The 18,882-nt window shown below is 34.1% G+C and carries 14 protein-coding genes; 7 read left to right on the forward strand and 7 right to left on the reverse strand.

Annotation, left to right across the window (positions count from 1 at the left end):
• Position 1 precedes the first annotated feature (1 nt).
• The 3 genes from deoC (H611_RS0105280) to clpB all read right to left on the reverse strand — a co-directional run bounded on the left by deoC (H611_RS0105280) (position 2) and on the right by clpB (position 4,374).
• Entirely contained in the window at positions 2 to 670 is a 669-nt protein-coding gene (gene deoC / locus H611_RS0105280; RefSeq protein ID WP_027137376.1) for a deoxyribose-phosphate aldolase, read from the reverse strand.
• Between the two features lie 101 nt (positions 671 to 771).
• Positions 772 to 1,440, reverse strand: a complete 669-nt coding sequence (deoC, locus tag H611_RS13985; protein WP_051238731.1) for a deoxyribose-phosphate aldolase — start codon at positions 1,438 to 1,440, stop codon at positions 772 to 774.
• Positions 1,441 to 1,764: 324 nt separating this feature from the next.
• Positions 1,765 to 4,374, reverse strand: coding sequence for an ATP-dependent chaperone ClpB (gene clpB / locus H611_RS0105290; protein WP_027137377.1), 2,610 nt, complete (start codon positions 4,372 to 4,374; stop codon positions 1,765 to 1,767).
• A gap of 189 nt (positions 4,375 to 4,563) precedes the next feature.
• Here clpB and ytxJ point away from each other — a divergent pair, with 189 nt between their 5' ends.
• The 3 genes from ytxJ to H611_RS0105305 are packed head-to-tail and all read left to right on the forward strand — an operon-like array spanning position 4,564 to position 7,108.
• The gene (gene ytxJ / locus H611_RS0105295) at positions 4,564 to 4,950 is read left to right on the forward strand and encodes a bacillithiol system redox-active protein YtxJ (protein ID WP_027137378.1); all 387 of its coding nucleotides are present in this window, start codon (positions 4,564 to 4,566) and stop codon (positions 4,948 to 4,950) included.
• Positions 4,951 to 4,978: 28 nt separating this feature from the next.
• Entirely contained in the window at positions 4,979 to 5,386 is a 408-nt protein-coding gene (locus tag H611_RS0105300; RefSeq protein ID WP_027137379.1) for a gamma-glutamylcyclotransferase family protein, read from the forward strand.
• Positions 5,387 to 5,422: 36 nt separating this feature from the next.
• Entirely contained in the window at positions 5,423 to 7,108 is a 1,686-nt protein-coding gene (locus tag H611_RS0105305; protein WP_035483481.1) for an RluA family pseudouridine synthase, read from the forward strand.
• 16 nt (positions 7,109 to 7,124) lie between these two features.
• Here H611_RS0105305 and H611_RS0105310 read toward each other — a convergent pair whose 3' ends face one another.
• From H611_RS0105310 to fahA, 3 genes are all read right to left on the reverse strand, one after another.
• On the reverse strand, positions 7,125 to 7,901 hold the full coding sequence (locus H611_RS0105310) for a hypothetical protein (protein ID WP_027137381.1): 777 nt from the start codon (positions 7,899 to 7,901) through the stop codon (positions 7,125 to 7,127).
• A 185-nt stretch (positions 7,902 to 8,086) separates the two neighbouring features.
• Positions 8,087 to 9,265 carry a hypothetical protein gene (locus tag H611_RS0105320; RefSeq protein WP_027137382.1) on the reverse strand — a complete coding sequence of 393 codons (1,179 nt, stop codon included), beginning with the start codon at positions 9,263 to 9,265 and terminating at the stop codon, positions 8,087 to 8,089.
• 97 nt (positions 9,266 to 9,362) lie between these two features.
• The gene (gene fahA / locus H611_RS0105325) at positions 9,363 to 10,646 is read right to left on the reverse strand and encodes a fumarylacetoacetase (protein ID WP_027137383.1); all 1,284 of its coding nucleotides are present in this window, start codon (positions 10,644 to 10,646) and stop codon (positions 9,363 to 9,365) included.
• Between the two features lie 201 nt (positions 10,647 to 10,847).
• Here fahA and glyA point away from each other — a divergent pair, with 201 nt between their 5' ends.
• Both glyA and H611_RS0105335 read left to right on the forward strand, forming a co-directional pair.
• Positions 10,848 to 12,119 carry a serine hydroxymethyltransferase gene (gene glyA / locus H611_RS0105330; protein ID WP_027137384.1) on the forward strand — a complete coding sequence of 424 codons (1,272 nt, stop codon included), beginning with the start codon at positions 10,848 to 10,850 and terminating at the stop codon, positions 12,117 to 12,119.
• 187 nt (positions 12,120 to 12,306) lie between these two features.
• Positions 12,307 to 13,479: a MalY/PatB family protein gene (locus H611_RS0105335; RefSeq protein ID WP_027137385.1), complete on the forward strand. Its 1,173-nt coding sequence runs from the start codon at positions 12,307 to 12,309 to the stop codon at positions 13,477 to 13,479.
• A gap of 4 nt (positions 13,480 to 13,483) precedes the next feature.
• Here the strand turns inward: H611_RS0105335 and H611_RS0105340 are convergent, their stop codons facing one another.
• Entirely contained in the window at positions 13,484 to 15,049 is a 1,566-nt protein-coding gene (locus tag H611_RS0105340; RefSeq protein ID WP_027137386.1) for a hypothetical protein, read from the reverse strand.
• Positions 15,050 to 15,586: 537 nt separating this feature from the next.
• On the opposite strand from H611_RS0105340, the gene H611_RS0105345 reads away from it, so the two are divergent.
• Both H611_RS0105345 and H611_RS0105350 read left to right on the forward strand, forming a co-directional pair.
• Positions 15,587 to 18,397 carry a M16 family metallopeptidase gene (locus H611_RS0105345; protein ID WP_035483484.1) on the forward strand — a complete coding sequence of 937 codons (2,811 nt, stop codon included), beginning with the start codon at positions 15,587 to 15,589 and terminating at the stop codon, positions 18,395 to 18,397.
• A gap of 27 nt (positions 18,398 to 18,424) precedes the next feature.
• Positions 18,425 to 18,871, forward strand: coding sequence for a protein-disulfide reductase DsbD domain-containing protein (locus tag H611_RS0105350; protein WP_027137388.1), 447 nt, complete (start codon positions 18,425 to 18,427; stop codon positions 18,869 to 18,871).
• Positions 18,872 to 18,882 lie beyond the last annotated feature (11 nt).

The raw sequence follows: 18,882 nt of genomic DNA on the forward strand, positions 1-18,882 counted from the left end.
ATTAATACGTTTTATTTGAAGATGAAATCCCCGTTACAATGGCTATACCAGAGGAGGTTCCAATACGTTCAACCCCCAAGTTTATATATTCCTTTGCTGTTTCGTAGTCTTTTATGCCACCAGAAGCTTTAACTTTAGCATAATCCTGAGCGACCGATTTCATTATTTTAACAACGTGTATGGTGGCTCCTGAAGTACCAAATCCAGTAGATGTTTTTATATAATCGGCACCACTTTGAATGGCTAATTCACTGGCTTTTATAATTTCAATATCATCTAGGTAGCAAGTTTCTAGAATAACTTTTAAAGTGCCATTTGGTATACATTTTTTTACTTCTTCAATATCAGTCCAGACGTCATCAAAATTTTTACTTTTTAAATACCCCAGATTGATTACCATATCAATTTCTTCAGCACCATCTAAAATGGCTTGTTTGGTTTCGGCGACTTTGGCCTCTGTACTCATAGCACCAAGTGGAAAACCAACAACGCAACATACTTTTACCTGACTGTTTTTTAATTGTTCATTTGCAAGGCTAGCATAACATGAGTTAACGCAAACAGCATGAAATTGATAGGTTTTAGCTTCTTCACACAACTGTTTTATCGCATCACTTGTTGCTGTAGCACTTAATAAGGTGTGGTCTATATATTGACTTAAATTTTCCATAGTAAACTTATGAGTAAATTTAAGTCAATATAAAAAGCTAAAATATGCTAAACGTCATATTTCGTAGGAATGACATTTATTTTCGATATAAAGCAAAGAGGTTATGCTTTTTTTGAATATTTACGTAAAGATTTTGTGGTTTTTGGAATTGAGGTCATACTAATTCTATGTACACCGCTATCTAAATATTTTAAAGCCGTTTCAATATCTTCTATCGCTCCTGAAGCTTGTATTTTTGTTCGGTCTTTTACAGTTTTCTTTATAATTTTTGTAGCCGTTAAAGTAGCGCCGCCTTTAGAGAAACCGCTGGATGTCTTTATGTAATCGGCTCTACCATCTATACAAATTTCTGCGGCTTTTATAATTTCATTTTTGCTTAATTCAGAAATTTCTAAAATTACTTTTAATGGAATTTTATTTATTGCAATTTTCACATCGCTAATGTCTTTTAGAACAGAAACGTAGTTTTTACTTTTTAAAAACCCGAGGTTAATGACCATTTCAATTTCATCGGCACCATCTTCAACGGCTTTTTTAGCTTCAAATACTTTAGCCTCAGTAGATGTAGCTCCTAAAGGAAATCCAACCACAGTACATATTTTAATGTCCGATCGTTCTAATAACTGTTTGGCCAGAGAAACGTATGAACTGTTAATACAAATAGAGTGAAAATCATTTAAAATAGCTTCGTGACAAAGATCAATAATTTCGCGTTCTGTAGATGTAGGTTTTAAGAGAGTATAATCAATGCGCTTTGATATGCTATTCATAGTTCTAAGTAGGTTTAATTTTGTTTATTCTTAGGGAAATAAACAGGGTAATTTTTAAAATTGTTGTCTAGTTTTGGGGACTTTCAACAGCAACAAATCTAATAATAAAATTTAATATATCTTCGATAAAAGTCGAAAATTATCGTTAAAGAGTATTAACTTCTTTGTTGTCAGATTATTTACAAAACCATTCAATCGTGGATGTTTATTGAATTATTTGCGTTTTTATGATGAAAAAGCGTTGTTATTCTTAAAATTATTCGAATAACAACGCTTATACTAACTAAACAAAATTAAATATACAACATCTAAATTGGTGTTAAATTACTCAAGATTTTCTTCAACTAAATCATTCTGATTTCTAAATACTAATTGTTCATCGAAAGCATCTAATAAAATGATACTATCTGTAGTGACTTTACCAGCCAAAATTTCCTTACTTAAAGCGTTTAGAACTTCTTTTTGAATAATTCGTTTTACAGGACGTGCTCCATATTCAGGATTAAAGCCTTTCATTGATAAATAATCAATAGCTTCTGATGTTGCATCGAAAGTGATGCCTTGCTGAGCAATCATTTTTTTAACACCGTTAAGTTGTAATCCTACTATTTGTTTAATGTCCGATTGACTTAAAGGGGTAAACATAATAATATCGTCTATTCTGTTTAAGAATTCTGGTCTAACGCTTTGTTTTAAAAGGGCAAGCACATCTATTTTAGCTGCTTCCGTAGCTGTATAGATATCTCTAGTCGTTTCAAAATGCTGTTGTATGGCTTCACTTCCCATGTTTGAAGTCATGATAATAATGGTGTTTTTGAAATCGGCAAGACGACCTTTGTTATCTGTTAAGTGTCCTTCGTCTAAAACTTGTAATAATATATTAAATGTGTCTGGGTGGGCTTTTTCAATTTCATCTAAAAGTACCACAGAGTATGGTTTTCTTCTAACAGCTTCTGTTAACTGCCCACCTTCGTCGTAACCTACGTATCCTGGAGGCGCACCAACTAAACGGCTAACAGCATGACGTTCTTGGTATTCACTCATGTCGATTCTGGTCATCGCGCTTTCATCATCAAATAAATATTCGGCTAAAGCCTTAGCTAATTCTGTTTTACCAACCCCAGTTGTACCTAAAAAAAGGAATGTACCAATGGGTTTTTTAGGATTTTGTAAACCGGCTCGACTTCTGCGAACGGCATCACTTACCGCGGTAATAGCTTCTTCCTGACCAACAACGCGTTTGTGTAATTCATGCTCTAAGTTCAACAATTTTTCGCGCTCACTTTGGAGCATTTTAGTTACAGGAATACCTGTCCATTTAGCTACAACTTCTGCAATATCATCATAAGTCACCTCTTCCTTAATAAGCGAATTTTCGGCTTGTACTTCTAGTTGTTTTTGAAGCACTTCCAGTTGCTCTTGAGCTTCTTTTATTTTGCCGTAGCGTAATTCTGCTACTGTTCCGTAATCACCATCACGTTCAGCACGCTCTGCTTCTAATTTGTAGTTTTCAATATTTTGTTTAATATTCTGAATATTATCAACTACTTCTTTTTCGCTTTTCCATTTTGCATTTATTTCATTGCGTTGTTCTTTTAAATTTGCTAAATCAGAACGGAGTGCCTTTAATTTATTTTCATCTTTTTCTCTTTTAATGGCTTCAATTTCAATTTCAAGTTGCATGATTTTTCTATCTAATACATCTAGCTCTTCGGGTTTGGAATTTATTTCCATGCGTAATTTAGAAGCAGCTTCATCCATTAGGTCAATCGCTTTATCTGGTAAAAAACGATTCGTAATATAACGTTGTGATAATTCCACAGCTCCGATAATGGCGTCGTCTTTAATGCGTACTTTATGGTGTGTTTCGTATTTCTCTTTAATACCTCTTAATATGGAGATGGCACTTTCTGTATCAGGCTCATCCACCATTACTTTTTGAAAACGACGTTCTAATGCTTTATCTTTTTCGAAATATTTTTGGTATTCGTCTAAGGTGGTTGCTCCTATAGAGCGTAATTCACCTCTGGCTAAGGCGGGTTTTAAAATGTTTGCAGCATCCATAGCGCCTTGTCCACCACCAGCACCAACTAAAGTGTGTATCTCATCTATAAATAGTACGATATCTCCGTTACTTGTAGTTACTTCTTTAATGACTGCTTTTAATCGCTCTTCAAATTCACCTTTATACTTAGCGCCTGCAATTAAAGCACCCATATCTAAGGCAAATATTTGCTTGTCTTTAAGGTTTTCAGGAATATCACCGTCGATAATTCTGTGAGCAAGACCTTCTGCTATAGCAGTTTTACCTGTACCAGGTTCCCCTACAAGTATCGGATTGTTTTTGGTTCTACGAGAGAGAATTTGAAGAATTCTTCTAATTTCTTCATCACGACCAATTACAGGATCTAGTTTACCGTCTTTGGCTAACTGATTTAGGTTTTTTGCATATTTATTTAAGGAATTATAGGTGTCTTCCTGGCTTTGAGAAGTAACCTTTTCTCCTTTTCTTAATTCATCGATAGCTGCTTTCAATGCTTTTTCGGTAACACCTTGATCTTTTAGCATTTGAGCTATTTTACTATTCGATTTAAAAATGGCTAAAATTAAATGTTCGACAGACACGTAGTCATCATTCATTTTTTTTGCAATTATTGCGGCTTCATTTAACATTTTGCCAGCTTCACGTGATAGCATTAATTCGCCACCGCTTACTTTCGGATAACTTTCAATTTGCTTATCTAAAGCCTGCTTCAAAATGTTAATATTAACATTCAATTTTTTTAAAAGGAATGGTAATACATTTTCGTCCACTTCTGAAATGCCTTTAAAGATATGTTCGATTTCGATTTGTTGATGCCCGAAACCCTGCGCTAATTGTTGCGCTTGTTGTATGGCTTCTTGCGATTTAATTGTATAATTATTTAAGTTCATAGTTAATATTTTTTAGTTTCCATCGTGTGGAAATGCTCTATTGTTTTACATTTACTACTTATTTTGGACAATAATCTTACCATGATTATTCGCAGGACAATTTGTCTTAAAAGCGTGGTTTGTGTATGACTTTTAGTCAGATGTAAGGTTATGATTTAGTTTCGACTTAATCCCTTTAAATTACAATAAATGAGATTGATTAGCAAGTTATTTAATAGTGTTTCCGAGGAAAAGGAAGAAAAAGTGTTACCATGGAATTCTCTAAATAAAATGGAGGCGTTAGAAGAGATAGAAAACAAATCAAAAGAAAAAACTCAAGTTATATTTAAGCATTCTACACGCTGTGGTATTAGTAGAATGGTTATTAATAGGTTTGTAGAATCATATAATTTAAATGCCGAGCAAGCAGATTTATATTATCTTGATCTTTTAAATTATCGCGATATTTCTAATGAAATAGCTTCAAAGTTTCAGGTATGGCATGAATCACCACAGTTATTGGTAATTAAAAATGGTACCGTTATGAAGCATGCGAGTCACAGTTCTATAAATGAGCTAGATTTGACTCAGTTATAGTCTTTATTTTTTTATGGATGTCTAAAGAATGTTAGAGTCTGCAGTTAATTACTTGTTTGTTTATGGAACCTTAATGCAGGATGTTGAAAATGAAATGTCTCAATTTTTGAAAAAGCATTCCACGTTTGTAGGTAAGGGAAATTTTCAGGGTAGTTTGTATGAAGTTGCTGGTTATCCTGGGGCTATACTTAGCGAAAATGAAACGTATAAAGTTTATGGAGATCTATTCATTATTCAGGATGCTGAATACGTATTTAGTATTTTGGACCCTTATGAAGGTATAGAGGAAAGTACTATTGAAACCGACTTATATAAACGTGAAGTAGTCGATGTGATATTAGAATCTGGGGTTTTAGTAAAAGCATGGGTTTATCTTTATAATTTAGAAGTTACTAATTTACGGTTAATACCTTCTGGTTACTATTTAAAGAAATAATATTTCGTTTCTTTGCAGCAATTTTCAATAAAGTTTATGAAGTCATTTTCTGAATCCGTATTTCATCCTTTAAATATTCATGAAGAGGTAGAGTTTCCAGAAAAATTCACATTTCCGTTTTACTATCAGCCTCATAGATTAAGTAGGGTGGCAGCAGCCGATTTGCAGAATTATCTAGAAAATCAGAGAGATTTTATACATAATTTCGGATTAAAATCAAGTGCTAAGGGATTGTCTATCGGGAAGATGTTTGGTGTTATGGTGGTTAAAAATGGACAGGGTGAATTGGGGTATCTTGCCGCGTTTTCAGGGAAATTGGCTGATAGTAATGATATTTCCGGATTTGTACCCCCCATATTTAATACCTTAGATGTTACTGGTTTTTATAAACAGGGAGAGGCAAAGTTAAACGCGATGAATCGTGAAATAGAGACTTTAGAGTCGTCTGAAATTATAGTGCAAGCCAAATATTATTTAGATCAATTTACATTAAATCATGAACTGGAATTAAATGCACTGAAAGCCGAAATAAAAGGAAAAAAGAAAGAACGGGATCAACGACGTAAATTAGCTGAAGGTCTAATGTCGGCTTCTGAATACTCTCGATTAATAGAAGAGCTAAGTCAGGAGAGTAAAAGTTATCAAATTCGGTTAAAGCATTTGAAACGAAGTGGACAAGAACGAATAAATGAAGCCAGGAATCACTTAAATAATTTACGAAAACCTATAATTGCGTTAAAAGAGCAACGCGCAAACCTTTCTGCCTCGTTACAAAAGCGTATTCATGAACAATATCGATTCTTAAATGCTAAAGGTCAGGAGAAAGATTTATTAGATATTTTTAATGCTACAAATACTTTGATTCCTCCGGCGGGTGCGGGTGAATGTGCAGCTCCAAAGCTTTTTCAATATGCCTATCTGCACGATTTAACGCCTTTGGTAATGGCTGAGTTTTGGTGGGGTGAATCACCAAAATCAGAAGTTAGAAAGCATAAGCAGTTTTATCCATCATGTCGAAGTAAGTGTGAGCCAATATTGGGTCATATGATGCAAGGTTTACAAGTTGAGGATAATCCGATAGAGCAGGATTTGGAGTTTAATCGGGATTTAGAAATTCTATATGAAGATACTCATTTGTTGATTGTAAATAAGCCACATGAGTTTTTGTCAGTGCCGGGCAGAAAAGTTAAAGAATCGGTTTTAAGTAGAATGCAGCAGTATTTGCCAGACGCTTCTGGTCCCTTATTGGTGCATCGTTTAGATATGTCTACTTCTGGAATTCTTTTAGTAGCTAAATCAAATCGTATTCATAAGAAGCTTCAAAAACAATTTATCGACCGCACTATAAAGAAGCGTTATGTAGCTATATTAGATGGTGAGGTTTCTCAACAATCTGGTGTGGTGGATTTACCATTACGTGTAGATTTAGATAACCGTCCACAACAGCTAGTGTGTTATGAATACGGTAAGCCTGCTAAAACAAAGTATAAGGTAATAGCCGTTGAAAATGGAAAAACACGAGTTTATTTTTATCCTATTACCGGTCGTACCCATCAACTTCGTGTTCATGCAGCTCATAGCCAAGGGTTAAAGACTCCTATAGTAGGCGATGACTTGTACGGTTGCAAATCGGATAGACTACATTTGCATGCCGAAAATCTTGTGTTTGAACATCCAATAACTAAGGAACAGCTTAATATAAATTGTAAGGTTCCGTTTTAAAAATATCTAAATGCGGCTAGCGGACTTTGTCAATCAAACGAGCCATATAAGTGTATTTTAATTCTCGGGTGTTAAAACCTTCTTCTATAGCTTCTTTCGAAGCGGCACTTGGCGATTCTTCAAACGGATGAGGAGTTAGTGCTTGTGTCACATCGCTATACATGTTAACCGTCATGTGTGAGGCATAAGTAGCTTCACCAATTGGTATGATATATCTAAGTAAAGACCATGAGCCTTTCCATCCGTTATTAACCATATCCTGATGTATAGGTTGAAATACGTCTTTTTCGGCAGCTTCGTATAGATCGTAACCTTTCATTGGTACTTTCATCAAATCTATAAAAGCTATGGTTCCAATGTTCATTTCAAAATCACCGTCGGTTACGGCAATTTGCTCCATAAAGTTTCTAACGGCTAGATTTCTGGTTTTTCCTGCGCCTTCTACCATGTCGCGAAGCGATTCATCAGACATATCAGGATAGGCCTTTTTTGCATATTTAAATACTTCGTGAACATCAAACATTTTATCGGGACTATTGTAAAGTGTTACCGTTAAATATTGGTAGCCTTGATTTTCTCCACCAGGAAGTAATTGCCACAAATCCCAACCAATAATTTCTCCACCGGCAAGACGTTGTTCGTGGATTTTTTTCCAGAAACGTTCGGTGTCAAGATAGTCGGCTTCTTGTTCGTTATCTACTTGCATTAATTCAAATATGAGGTAAAGTTTTTCTTGAGCTTGCATGCTAAAGCATGTTATAGCTACAAAAGCAATGATTAGTAATTTTTTCATCGTGGTTTAGTTTTAATATAAGCACAACATATACAAGTTGAATCTTGCAAGTAGAAGTCGGGAATTAAGCCATTCTAAGGGTTTGTATATCAAGGATTGGCTTATTCTAAATATACAAAAAATATGGAAAAAATCTGAATTTAGATATAATAAAAAACTCCCAAAAATAATTTGGGAGTTTTTTATTAATTGATGTTGTAGGATGTGATAATTTGCTTTAGTTGCAGTTTTAAATCTTCACCTGTGTCGTATATCATTTGCGATTCACTAGGGAAGGGGACGCGTCGGTTATCTAAAAATGGAAGTAATGTGGTTTCCAGAGCTCGGCGATCTCCACTTGCTGTCGCATAAATATGTTCGAATAAAAATTGACTTTCAATAGGGAAGGCATCCACTAATTGTTGGGTGTTCAAATTAAAATATTCCACATTTCCAGAGACCTGTGAAGATTTAAATTGTTTGAATTCGTAATATTCACAACGTATATTTTTTAAATTGTCTATTTCAATAGCGTTACCAAGACTGTCCTTTACCTGATTTCCTTTTTCATCTAAAAGTAATTTTTTTCCATCGGCAATTTGTTTTTCCTTAATAATTTGACGCTCTTGGATTTGTTCCGGTGAAATATTGATTTGTCTTAAGTTAACACGCATATCGTAATCGTATTTAAGGTCTTGGACGGCGTTGTTATGATAAACAGTCCAAAGATTGTTAATGCCGTAAGTGCTGAAATTTAATAAATCGTCTTCTAGGCGTTGCGGAATAACTTTGTCGGTATCATTAATCATGTGCACCAATACAAAATCGGTGCCTTTATTGTGCGCTTCATCTATAAGCACTCTAGTATCCTTAAAGTTTGGGTTAATTTCTTCAATATCTTGAAAAATATTGTAAGCTTCTCTAATGTTCAATTTGTTATTAGATTTTAAAAGCGCTGTTGCATTACTATAAAGCTGCTGAGAAGCTTCGTTTTTAGAGTTTATAATTTGATGGGAGTAATCCTGAAATTTGAAGTTTAGCGCTTTACCATGTGCGTATAAAGGTAGTAAAGGTTTTATTAATTCCTGACGGTTATTTAATCCTACATAGGTATCGTAAATACGAATGTAATTTTCCGGATTATTATCCTTTTTTAGGAAAGCGATAGATGCCAAATCTCTGTCGGTAGCCTTATTATATGCTTCGTGAAGCATGATAATATAATCGGCTTTTCCTTTTTTGTCTTTGTTAGTGCGTAATTTGCTAACAGCATTAGCTATGGCAGTGTCATAATTGCCATAGCTTAATGCTTTTTCTATTTTTTTACTTGTGCTGCAGGAAATAAATAGGCAGCATGTGAGTATGTTAAGTAGTAGTTTTTTCATAGGTTAAATTTTGGCTTATTGAAATTGTAGTTCAAATGTAATGCCAAAAATAGAAAAAACTACTAAAGTACCTATCAACTAATTAATTTGCAGTAAATTATTTTTTCTTATAAACGGGTAAAAGTTTTGTTGAAACCTCACCAAACCCAATTCTTGTACCATCTTTTTCACAATACCCTCTCATAATTACCGTATCATTATCATTAATGAATTTGCGTTCAGAACCGTCTTTCATCGTTAAAGGTTTTTCACCTTTCCAGGTTAGTTCAAGCATTGATCCGTAAGAGTCTGGTGTAGGCCCGGAAATAGTGCCGCTACCCATCATATCTCCTGAGTTTACAGGGCAACCATTAATGGTGTGATGAGCTAATTGCTGTGCCATGTTCCAGTACATATATTTAAAGTTCGATTTACTTACCAATGTTTCTTTTGTTCCCATTGGTTGAATAGAAACTTCCAAATTTATATCGTAACTCTTTTTGCCTTTATATTGAAGGTAAGGTAACTGAGGTTTTAGTGGTTTTGGTCCTTCTACTTTATAAGGTTCTAATGCATCTAAGGTAACTATCCAGGGAGATATTGAAGAGGCAAAATTCTTTGCCAAGAAAGGGCCTAGTGGCACATATTCCCACTTTTGGATATCACGGGCACTCCAGTCGTTTAATAAAACAAGTCCGAAAATATATTCTTCGGCTTCGTTCACAGGAATAGGTTCTCCTAAGTCGTTGGCGTCGGTTGTAATAAAAGCCATTTCCAATTCGAAATCTACCAATTTGCTTGGTCCGAAAACAGGTTCTGTAGCACCATTTGGAAGCGTTTGTCCCTGTGGTCTGTGTACCGGAATTCCTGAAGGGATTATGGATGAACTTCTACCGTGGTAACCCACCGGAATATGAAGCCAGTTAGGTAATAGCGCATTATCAGGGTCTCTAAACATGGTACCTACATTAGTAGCATGTTCAATACTTGAATAAAAATCGGTGTAATCTCCAATTTGGACGGGTAATTGCATTTCAATTTCATCTAAGCGAAATAACACGATTTCTTTGTGACTTTTGTTGTTTTTAAGACTGGTGTTATTATCGTCAAAAATTTCAGCAATACGGTTTCTTACGGAACGCCAAGTTTTTCTTCCATCGGCTATAAAGTCGTTTAGGCTATCTTGAAGAAAAATATCATCGGTTAGTGCGATGCCATCAAAATAACCAAGTTGATGTAATGCCCCTAGGTCGATTGCGGTATCACCAATACGAGTACCAATAGTAATGATGTCGTCTCGTGTTAAAAAGACACCGAAAGGAATGTTTTGTATTGGGAAATCTGAATTTTTATCTACATGAAGCCAGGACTTTCTGTCTGGATTATTAGCTGAAATCGCCATAATTTAAATCTTTAATGTTTATTGAATTATCTTCAAACCTACATAATTTTTTCTTTTTATATAAAATAAATTTAAAATTATAGGTTTCTTTTAACGGTTGCTAACACGTTTAAAAACTTCATAGTAAATATATGTTTTTTGATGTATTTAACTAATCAATTTCATACTTTTGCGGAATATTTAACTCATATTTAATTTTATATGCAACGCGACGAACAAATTTTTGAACTTATACAAGCTGAAAAAGAGCGCCAATTACACGGAATTGAATTAATCGCTTCAGAAAATTTTGTAAGTGAACAAGTAATGGAAGCTGCAGGATCTGTATTAACTAATAAATATGCTGAAGGATACCCAGGAAAGCGCTACTATGGTGGTTGTGAAGTGGTAGATGAGGTTGAGCAAATAGCTATAGATAGAGCAAAAGCTTTGTTTGGTGCTGAGTATGTAAATGTACAGCCACACTCTGGAAGTCAGGCTAACACAGCTGTTTATCATGCGTGTTTAACACCTGGCGATAAAATCTTAGGTTTTGATTTATCTCATGGTGGTCATTTAACACATGGATCGCCGGTTAATTTTTCAGGTAAATTATATAACCCAGTATTTTATGGGGTAGAAGAGGAAACAGGAGTTTTAAATTATGACAAAATTCAAGAAATCGCCACAGCAGAACAGCCCAAATTAATAATTGCTGGGGCATCTGCATATTCACGTGATATTGATTTTAAACGTTTTAGAGAAATCGCAGATAGCGTGGGTGCTATTTTATTAGCAGATATTTCGCATCCAGCAGGTTTAATTGCGAAAGGCATTTTAAACGATCCCCTTCCACATTGTCATATTGTTACGACTACAACTCATAAGACTTTAAGAGGTCCAAGAGGAGGTATGATTATGATGGGGCAAGATTTCGATAATCCGTTCGGTCTTAAATTAAAGAATGGCAACTTACGTAAGATGTCGTCTTTATTAGATTCTGCTGTATTTCCAGGGAATCAAGGTGGTCCATTGGAGCATATTATTGCGGCTAAAGCTATTGCTTTTGGTGAAGCACTAACCGATGACTTTTTACATTATCAGTTGCAAGTTAAAAAGAATGCTTCTGCCATGGCCGATGCATTAGTGGCTAAGGGATATAATATTATTTCAGGAGGAACCGATAATCATTGTATGTTAATTGATTTACGTAATAAAAATCTATCTGGTAAAGATGCTGAACAAGCATTAGTAAAAGCAGATATTACTGTAAATAAAAACATGGTGCCTTTCGATGATAAATCACCGTTTGTAACTTCTGGTATTCGTTTAGGTGTTGCAGCTGTAACAACGAGAGGTTTAAAGGAAGCTGATATGTTAGCGATTGTTGAATTAGTTGACGAAGTGATTGCTAATTTTGAGGATGAAAATATTCTAGAAGCTGTGAAAACTAAAGTGAATGCTATGATGCAGGATAAACCTTTATTCGTTTAGTGTTGATTTAGAATATCTTTTAGAGATTTATATAAAAAGGAGTTCCACAATTGTGGAACTTTTTTGTTTTAGGAACTTTTTTAAAGATATTTTTACTTTGAAACAATTCTAAAAATTAATTTAAAATTTAGATTAAGCACTGCAATATTATTAGTTTTGATTTGTAGCGATACTAAAAGAAAAATTTATGAGCATATTCGATACTATTGAGTCTGGTAAAGACAAATTTGTAAAAAATAATTCAAGTTATTTAAAGTCTTTGTTTGATACAGATAATCTTATGCCTTTATGGATTGCCGATATGGATTTTAAGGTAGCGCCTGCTATTACTCAGGGCTTGCAAGAAATTGTTAATCGCGGTGTGTATGCTTATGAAGATATAAGCCCAGAAGTAAAACAAGCTATTGCTAATTGGAATCTAAGGCGACATGGTTTAGATTTGGATTCGAAGTGTTTTATCCAGGTTAATGGCGTGCTTACTGCTATTGCTGTTTTGCTTCGGGTATTAACCAGAGAGGGAGATGGGGTCATGATACAAACTCCGGTGTACCATCAGTTTTATACAGCTATTAAAACGGCGAACCGAACTGTTGTTGAAAACCCTCTAAAAATTGAAAATGGGAGTTATGTTTTTGATTTTGAAGATATAGAGCAGCAATTAAAATTAGGAAAAACAAAACTCATTTTGCTTTGTAATCCACATAATCCGGTAGGACGGGTTTGGAATCGTGATGAGTTGCAAAAGTTTATTGACTTGGCGAATACCTATAATGTAATTATAGTTAGTGATGAAGTGCATTCTGAAATTGTATATTCTAATTTTAAATTTAATAGTATTTTGTCTTTTCCAAATACTGAAAACCATATTGCTGTTTTGGGGTCTCCTGCAAAAACATTTGGGATGCAGAGTATTGCCAATGGATATATTTATTTAAACAATAAGGAAAGGTTTAATCAGGTTAATAACCTGGTAACTTCCATGTATCTGCATCAAGGAGGTGCTCTGTCGGCTTATGCAATTTTAGCAGCATATACTCGGGGTGAAGATTGGGTTAATGAATTAGTGGCGTATTTAGAGAAAACGGTTAATTGGATTCAAGAGTTCCTAAATACAGAATTACCTACTGTAAAAATGGTTAAGCCAGAAGGAACGTATCAGGTTTGGTTGGATTTTTCAGCACTTAAATTATCTGAATCAGAATTAAAGCAATTAGTCTTTAAGGAAGCGAAATTAGGCTTGGCACCAGGGAAGCTGTTTGGTGCAGACTATCAATTGTATATGCGCATGAATATTGCGTCGCCTCTTTCAAAAATAAAAACAGCTTTTAAGCAATTAAAAGAGGCTATTGATTCGCTATAAAGGATCATTCTTCTACAGGAAATATAATATGCTGATAAGCGCCTAGATCCGGCGCGGTAGCTCTATCTATGTTAAGAATGTCAAAAGGTACCTGATTGGCAAAAGTTGTATTTCCTTTATTGATAACTGCAGAGTTGTTACCAATAATAAGCTGGTTGTTTTCCGGGTTTAAAAAGTCGGGATCTTCATTGAAAATACAATTTTCATAAAGACTATTATTTTCAATATCGTAATTTGGACTAGAGAAATTGTTATTGTTATCGCGAAAGCGAATTAAACAATTGGTGAATTTAAAATTAAAATTTACGGCATCATCTTCAATTTCATCCAGTAGAATTTCAGGATTGTCATTACCATAAATAATACAGTTATTAAAATTAGCTTCGGTTAAATCGGTAATAATGGCCGTATCTTCTTCATCGATAATGAAATTATTCAAAAGTAAAGCAGGAAATTGTCTGGAGCTTGAATTCCAGTAATTAGCAATGGTGCTATGTGTTAAATTATATTTGCCCCCAAAGGTACCCGCAAATGAAGTTTGTCCGCTGTTATTTATAACGACATTTTCTCCATAAATGGAACTGTTCCTTCCTAAAATACCAAAGCTGGATGAGTTGTAAATTTGTGAGTTTGTAATAGTGAGTTTGTTGTTTGTAGCATCGGCATCACCGTCACTTAAAATACCTAAAGTGGCATTTTTAATAGTTGCGTAATTAAAGGTGTTATTTATACTGCCTTCAAACAGCCAAATGGTACCCCATTGTCCGGGAACATCAGAAAAATTAGGTTCGAGGCGGTCGCCTTCAAAAATAACTTCGTTTTCAAGCGTTTCAGGATTATTACTAAATGTACCATTTACTGCAATGGACGCACCTTCTGTAACGATGATTCCTGAATTTTCATGGAAGTGTAGACGTGCACCAGCATCAATGGATAAGGTTTCATTGCTAGGAACAGCAATAAATCCATAGATCACATAAGGTTTTTCGTTAGTGAAATGTAATTCTTCTGGTAATAATTCCCTTCCTTGTAAGTTGGTTTCTGTGGTTTCTCCATCGATATTGATTTTTAAGGTTTCAATAACTTTGGTAGTTTCATCGCGATCCGGATAAATAAAAACAGCATCTTTGACTAAAGTAATTAGGTCGACATCCTGTAATTTGCTTCCTGTATCGAATTCAATTTTATCGGTATAAAGATATTCTCCGTTTGGATTAGGAAAATTATTAATGTCAATAGTCGATTCAACAAAAATAAATAAACTGTCGTTGGCTTGAATTTGAATGTTTTCAAATACTTTTCCTGCAATGCCATCAATGTTTAATCGGTAGTTCGATGTTTCTCCCAATCCCAATTTTACCATTGGAATTTCAATGTCATTATGGCTTCGGTTGTAAACTTTTAAATTATAGGTGCTAGATCCGATGTTAGTAAATACAGTGTCTAAGTAAACGGTGTCTTTAGAGAATTGTAAACTTCCGGTACTTGGGGCAAATTCAAAATCTTTTCTGCAAGAGCTCCATAAGGTTAATATCACTAAGGTAAGCGTGAAGTATGTAAATCGTTTCATGTAAGTAATGATAACTGTATTCAGATTCAAAAATATAACTTTTCAATGAATGAATGCTATGAAAGCAATAAAACTGCAAGTAAAAGCATAAAACCTTGTGTGAAATTTTTAAACTCTGAAAAAAGCACCTTATAAGTTCTGAAACTAATCATCTTTTAAAATTTTAACATAATATTAATAGGGGGGGTGGTTCGAAATAGCGTCTTATCTGCAAATGGCGCTTTGTTTCTCAAAGAAAAATTTTAAGTAATATTTAACATGGTGTAAACCACCCTAAAATACAATTTCAGGGTTATAAGGAGTAGAAGTCTAAAAGAGGAAAGGTTTAGGCTCTATAAAGAAAGCTTCTTATAAGTTTGATTTTATGTTTATTTGAATTAGTCACTCGAAATAAACCTTTGAAATAAGCTGAGAAGTACACAAGAGGACTGTTTTTTGTAGCAGTCCTCTTTATTAAAACTATCTTAAATAGAGCAATAAAAATAAAAGAAAACAATAGCTTTGAAGCCATTTTGTTAATAACCGAAAACCTAACATATGACACGTACTTTTATATTCATTACTTCGTTAATTTTTTCCTTCAATAATTTTGCAGGAGCTCAATCTTTAAATTATAACGATCCCTTACCGCAAGATGAAACTTTCAAGAAAGGCGTACTTGAAAATGGTATGACTTACTACATTAAAAGTACTGATGTTGTGAAGAATGCGGCAAGCTATTACATTATTCAGAACGTTGGTTCGGTTTTAGAAAATGACGATCAGCAAGGATTGGCACATTTTTTAGAGCATATGGCTTTTAATGGTACTAAGAACTTTGAAGGTAAGGAAATGTTGAATACTCTTCAAAAGTATGGTGCCGTTTTTGGTAAAGATGTTAATGCTTATACCTCATTTGATGAAACAGTTTATAATCTGAATAATTTACCAACAACAGAAGATTTAATAGATACCTGTTTATTGGTTTTACATGATTGGTCTAACGAGTTATTACTAACTGAAGAGGAAATTGATGCCGAACGTGGTGTTATTAAGGAAGAATGGAGAACACGTCAAAATGGAAGAATGCGTTTGTTTGAAACATCAATGCCTATTTCATTTAATCATTCAAAATATGCTAATAGAATGCCTATAGGCTTAATGTCGGTTGTAGAAGGTTTTGAGTATAAGGCGTTACGTGACTTTTATCACGATTGGTATAGAACCGATTTACAGGCTATTGCAGTTATAGGAGATGTAAATGTAGAGGAAATCGAAGCGAAAATTATTAAAATGTTCTCCGATATTCCTGCGGTTGAAAATCCCAAAGAGCGTTTTTATATTAACATACCTGACCATGAAGAAATGCTTTATAGTTTAGGTACAGATCCTGAAATATCTACAGCTTCAATCAGTTTTGGTATTCGACATGATAAGCCAGAAGATGAAGGAACTGTGGGGGCTTTAAAAAGAAACTTGTTAGAATCTATAGCAACGAATTTAATAAACTCTAGAATTTCTGAGAAATCACAAAATCCAGATGTACCATTTCTTGGCGGTTCAGTTAGGTTTGGCGGTATGGTTAGAACAAAAGATTATTTCAGTGTTAACGTAAATCCTAAGCCAAACCAACAGAAGGAGGCTTTTAAAGCTATTTTAACGGAGGTACAACGCGTTATTAATTACGGGTATTTACAGTCTGAGGTAGATCGTGCCATTACAAAAATGAAAAGCTCTTACGAAAATGCTATCGCTAAAAGGGATAATAAGAGTCATGCTTCAATAGAAAAGGCTATTCAGGCTAATTATTTAAATAATGATGTTATTACTGATATTGAAAAAGAATACGAAATAGCAAAGCAGATTTTAGATAATATTAGTTTAGAAGAACTTCATGAAACGTTTAAAGGATTTTATACTGAGAATAATCGATTTGTAAATGTTACAGGGGTTGAAGGCCAAGATAATTTAACTGAATCTGATGTTAAAGCCATTATTTCTGCCGTTGAAAATGATAAAACAATAGAGCCTTACAGTGAAGCTCTTGATGGAAAAACCTTAATATCAGGAGTAGATATTACACCTGGTAAAATTGTAAAAACGGAGGTTAGTGAAGTTATTGGAGCTACTACTTTTACTTTAAGTAATGGGGTTACTGTACATTATAAGTATGTAAACAAGGATAAAGACCAAGTTACTTTAAATGCACAAAGCTACGGTGGGATGTCATTATTAAAAGATGAAGACTTACCATCTGCCGATCTTGTTGGGAATTTAGTAAGTATGTCTGGTTTGGGTGAATTTTCATCTACCGATTTAAAAAAGGTTCTGGCGGGTAAAACAGCAAGTGTTAATGCTAATATTTCGAATATTTCTGAAGGTTTGACTGGAAGATCGAACACCAAGGATGTTGAAACTATGCTTCAACAAGTACACTTATATTTTGTAAAGCCAAGATTCGACGAACAGGCCTACCAAGTACTTCAAAATAATATAAAAAACTACCTTCTTAGAAGAGTCAATGATGTTGGTGAAAAAATGAGGGATAGCATGACTGTTGCTCTTTATGGTAATAATAATCCAAAAATGCGTATTTTTAATGAAGCCTATATAAATGATATCTCTTTTGAGAAAATTAAGGCTATTTATAAGGATAGATTCGCAAACGTTGCCGATTTCGACTTCTACATCGTGGGAGATGTTCAGGAGGAAAATTTAAAACCATTATTAGAAAAATATTTAGCAAGTATACCTGCAACTAATGTAAAAGAAATTTATAAGACCAATCAAGCCGAGTGGATTAAGGACCGTATAGATGAAGATATTTATATTCCTATGGAAGATCCTAAAGCGAATGTAAATGTGTCATTCAAAAAGGAAATAGAATATGCTACAGATAAATCTATATACACTAGTGTATTAGGTGATATGCTTCAGTTACGTGTTAACGAAACGGTAAGAGAAGCAGAAGGTGGTGCTTATAGTCCAAGAGCTTCAGCACGGTTGTCAAGAGAGCCTAAAGCTATAATTTCAGTGTCTTTTAATTTCGATTGTAATCCTGAGTTAGCCGATAAAATGGTGGATATCGTAAAAGAAGAATTACAGAAAATGGCCGATGGCGATATTAAAGAAGAAGATTTAAATAAAACAAGAACGAACTTCTTAAAAGAACGCGAGCAATCAAAAGATAGAAATTCATATGATATGGCTTTATTATCGAATTTCTTTAAATACCATTACAATATGAACGATCCTAAAAACTTTGATAGCATTGTAAAAAGTATGTCTAAAGAAGACATTCAATCTATCGCAAAAGAAGTTCTTAAGGGAGGTAAGTCTTTTGAAATCATTTTTAAACCCAAAAATTAAACTTAAATACTAATTAAACTTAAAGTAATGAAGAAAGTAGTTTTAATGTTAGCCTTTTTAGCTTTTAGCATAGGGCAGGCACAAATATTAGATCCTGTAACATGGAGTACTTCGGTAAATAAAATAGCAGATACTGAATACGAATTGGTTATTACCGCAGGTATAGAGCCTGGATGGCATTTGTATTCACAAAATGTTCCAGAAGACGGACCTATTGCCACAAGTTTTACTTTTGAAGGGAATGGAAAATACTTGAAAAAAGGTAATACTACTGAGGAAGAAGGGCATGTGGTTAACGATCCTATTTTTGAAATGGAGATAAAATACTTTGAAGATAAAGCGACATTTAAACAACGTATAAAATTAAAAACTACAGAATCATTTAAAATAAATGGAACCGTTGAATTTATGGTTTGTGACGATAGCAGATGCTTGCCACCAAACGAAGTAGATTTAGAATTCAACATAAAATAATATAGATTACA

The organism is Gaetbulibacter saemankumensis DSM 17032 (assembly GCF_000425645.1).
Classification (GTDB): Bacteria; Bacteroidota; Bacteroidia; order Flavobacteriales; family Flavobacteriaceae; genus Gaetbulibacter; species Gaetbulibacter saemankumensis.

Coding starts and splice junctions, on each gene's coding strand:
- deoC (WP_027137376.1), bottom strand. CDS start 670: ATGGAAAATTTAAGTCAATATATAGACCACACCTTATTAAGTGCTACA.
- deoC (WP_051238731.1), bottom strand. CDS start 1,440: ATGAATAGCATATCAAAGCGCATTGATTATACTCTCTTAAAACCTACA.
- clpB (WP_027137377.1), bottom strand. CDS start 4,374: ATGAACTTAAATAATTATACAATTAAATCGCAAGAAGCCATACAACAA.
- ytxJ (WP_027137378.1), top strand. CDS start 4,564: ATGAGATTGATTAGCAAGTTATTTAATAGTGTTTCCGAGGAAAAGGAA.
- H611_RS0105300 (WP_027137379.1), top strand. CDS start 4,979: ATGTTAGAGTCTGCAGTTAATTACTTGTTTGTTTATGGAACCTTAATG.
- H611_RS0105305 (WP_035483481.1), top strand. CDS start 5,423: ATGAAGTCATTTTCTGAATCCGTATTTCATCCTTTAAATATTCATGAA.
- H611_RS0105310 (WP_027137381.1), bottom strand. CDS start 7,901: ATGAAAAAATTACTAATCATTGCTTTTGTAGCTATAACATGCTTTAGC.
- H611_RS0105320 (WP_027137382.1), bottom strand. CDS start 9,265: ATGAAAAAACTACTACTTAACATACTCACATGCTGCCTATTTATTTCC.
- fahA (WP_027137383.1), bottom strand. CDS start 10,646: ATGGCGATTTCAGCTAATAATCCAGACAGAAAGTCCTGGCTTCATGTA.
- glyA (WP_027137384.1), top strand. CDS start 10,848: ATGCAACGCGACGAACAAATTTTTGAACTTATACAAGCTGAAAAAGAG.
- H611_RS0105335 (WP_027137385.1), top strand. CDS start 12,307: ATGAGCATATTCGATACTATTGAGTCTGGTAAAGACAAATTTGTAAAA.
- H611_RS0105340 (WP_027137386.1), bottom strand. CDS start 15,049: ATGAAACGATTTACATACTTCACGCTTACCTTAGTGATATTAACCTTA.
- H611_RS0105345 (WP_035483484.1), top strand. CDS start 15,587: ATGACACGTACTTTTATATTCATTACTTCGTTAATTTTTTCCTTCAAT.
- H611_RS0105350 (WP_027137388.1), top strand. CDS start 18,425: ATGAAGAAAGTAGTTTTAATGTTAGCCTTTTTAGCTTTTAGCATAGGG.